Annotated in this window: 2 protein-coding genes; one reads left to right on the top strand and one right to left on the bottom strand. The window is 59.4% G+C overall.

Annotated features, from left to right (window positions below; all coding sequences use genetic code 11):
- A partial coding sequence (locus tag C0V97_RS17420; RefSeq protein WP_148114971.1) for a M48 family metallopeptidase occupies positions 1 to 733 on the bottom strand: 733 nt, incomplete at its 3' end.
- A 207-nt stretch (positions 734 to 940) separates the two neighbouring features.
- On the opposite strand from C0V97_RS17420, the gene C0V97_RS17415 reads away from it, so the two are divergent.
- A complete protein-coding gene (locus tag C0V97_RS17415) occupies positions 941 to 2,158 on the top strand; it encodes a cation:proton antiporter (protein ID WP_127101969.1) in 1,218 nt (405 codons plus the stop codon).
- The last annotated feature ends 95 nt before the right edge of the window (positions 2,159 to 2,253 follow it).

Below are 2,253 nucleotides of genomic sequence, written 5' to 3'. Positions count from 1 at the left end.
AGATCTCCAGCACGAACCCTGCGACACTAGGCACTGCATATTCCTGCGCCGCGAAAGCCTCGACGTTCATCGAAGCGTTGAGACGCTTCACGCCGCAGGCCAGCATCTGAAGCGCMCCAAGCGCGTGACGCGCATCGGGCAGGACGGATGCGCCCACCGCATCGGAGCTATTTTCGCGCGCGCGCGAATAGGCGCGATAGAGAAACGGATCCATGTAGGCGGGCAAGCGCAGAGAGTGCTTGAAACCACTCAGAGGACCCAAAACATGATGAGCGACGTCATGCGCCATGATGAAACGGATCTGTTCGTCCTCCGCAGCCGCGAAGATTGCAGGGGTCAGGAAAACATAGCGGCCGCGCAGTAACCGGATCGCGAAGGCATTAATGATGCCACCGGAATTATAGATGAAAGCTGGGGGGGTCTCATCCAGGCCCAGCTTCTGGCTCACCTCGACGAACATGGAATGGAGGTGCGGGAATTGTTTCTCGGACAGGAGCACCATGTGCCCCATGGCGTACGCGCGATACAGCGCGGCAAAAATGACGAGGGCCAGCATGAAGGACACGGCATACMCCGCGAACACCACGAATTCTGCGGCGGCACGCGGATCGGTGATCGAGGCCGCGACTGCGATGATCCCCAGGAGGAGCCAGAGGATCAGCCCTGTTCCGGTCAGGAGCCCGCCATAGAGACGTTCATTGGGATGACGATATTTCTGCAGGACCGGTGGCATTGCTTGACCTTTTTATTATTGCGCGAAGGTGGATCTGAGAAGTTTCACCAGACAGCTTGGGTACAAGACAATGCCTGCACACGAAAGCCATGTAATGATGCCCACCAACGTCCATCATGACACGCCACGCGTCCACGCGGTATGGCGTTGGATTTCCCTCGCACGCAAATTCACGCTATCTTTTCATCAAAGATTGAAAGGGCATGTATGAGCGATCTAACCGCGCTTCTCGCCGATGCGGGTCTGTTTGTCTGCGTTCCATGGATTCTATGGCGTGTGATGGGGCGCGTGGTACCGATTGCTGTCATCCCGATCCTGATCGGAATCCTCGCTGCCGTCTGGCATCTTCCGCTCAAATCGATAGGTGTCCCCTCGTTCTACGGCGATACGATCGGGTGGATCGCAGTACTCGTCCTGGCGTTCACGGCCGGCATGGAAATGTGGCAGCATCCGGAAGGTGAAGCTGCGGAAAATGCCCTGCCCAAGCCTCCGGTCACCCGTCTTCTCGGGGGCGCAGCCACCGCACTTGGCGGGCCGTTTCTGGTCGGTACGATCCTCGTTTACATGTTCTTTCTGCCACTGCCGGGCTGGCATGCACCCGCGGTTACACCGCTCATCGCCGCAGCCTCGATCGGGCTTTGTATTGCCGTCAGTGCTCTGCCCGTTCTGATCGGGATCGTGCGCGAACTCCCTGCGCGCGACAAACCGCTGGGGCAGCTTGCGCTCAAGCTTGCGGTGATTGACGACGCCACGCTCTGGATCGGGCTCGCCCTGCTGCAATTTGCTGCGGAGCGTCAGACGGCCATGCATAGCTGGGGGCTACGCGAGTGTTTGGCGCTCCTACTGCTTGTCGCTCTCGGCTTAGGTGGCTCGCTTGCCTCGCGTTTTATCCGCAATCCTCCCAAACTGGTGATTTGGGCCGTGGTACCGCTCTATCTCAGTCTCGGCTCCTGGGCGAGCATGACCCTGGGGCTTCATGAACTGATCGGCGCCTATTTTGCCGGTGCCTTCATGCCGCCTTCTTGGGTCAAACGCCTTCCCTTCGAGACCGTCTCGACATTCTGCCTCATCTGGCTTGCGCCGCTGTTTTTCGGACATAGTGGGCTGCGTATCGACGGTGATGCCCTGACCTGGCCCTCGGTTCTGGCCTCACTCTCCCTCGTCGTGATCTCGATCGTGGCCAAAATCGGTTCGATATATCTCTTCCCCCCGTCGAAGGATCTATCGCGACGCCAGACGCTCAGCCTTGGTGCCCTGTTGCAATGCAAGGGGCTGATGGAGATTGTCGCCGCAACGATCCTGCATGAGCAGGGGATGCTGTCTGAGTTTGCCTTCGCCTCCCTGATGGTGCTGGCGGTGATCTCGACCATTCTGACGGGACCATTGTTCCATCTGTTCAAACCGCGCCCGTCCCCGCCCGTCTGACCCTTGGGATCCCCCCGCCTGAAGCCCGAGCCCTGTCGGGGGGGGCGTCGGGCGGCAACGCCGGRAATACTTGTCCACATAACGCTGGATCTCGG

The organism is Asaia sp. W19 (assembly GCF_003994335.1).
Lineage (GTDB): Bacteria > Pseudomonadota > Alphaproteobacteria > Acetobacterales > Acetobacteraceae > Asaia.
Note: the sequence above shows the minus strand (reverse complement) of the source record. Positions and strands in the feature narration are given on the sequence as shown.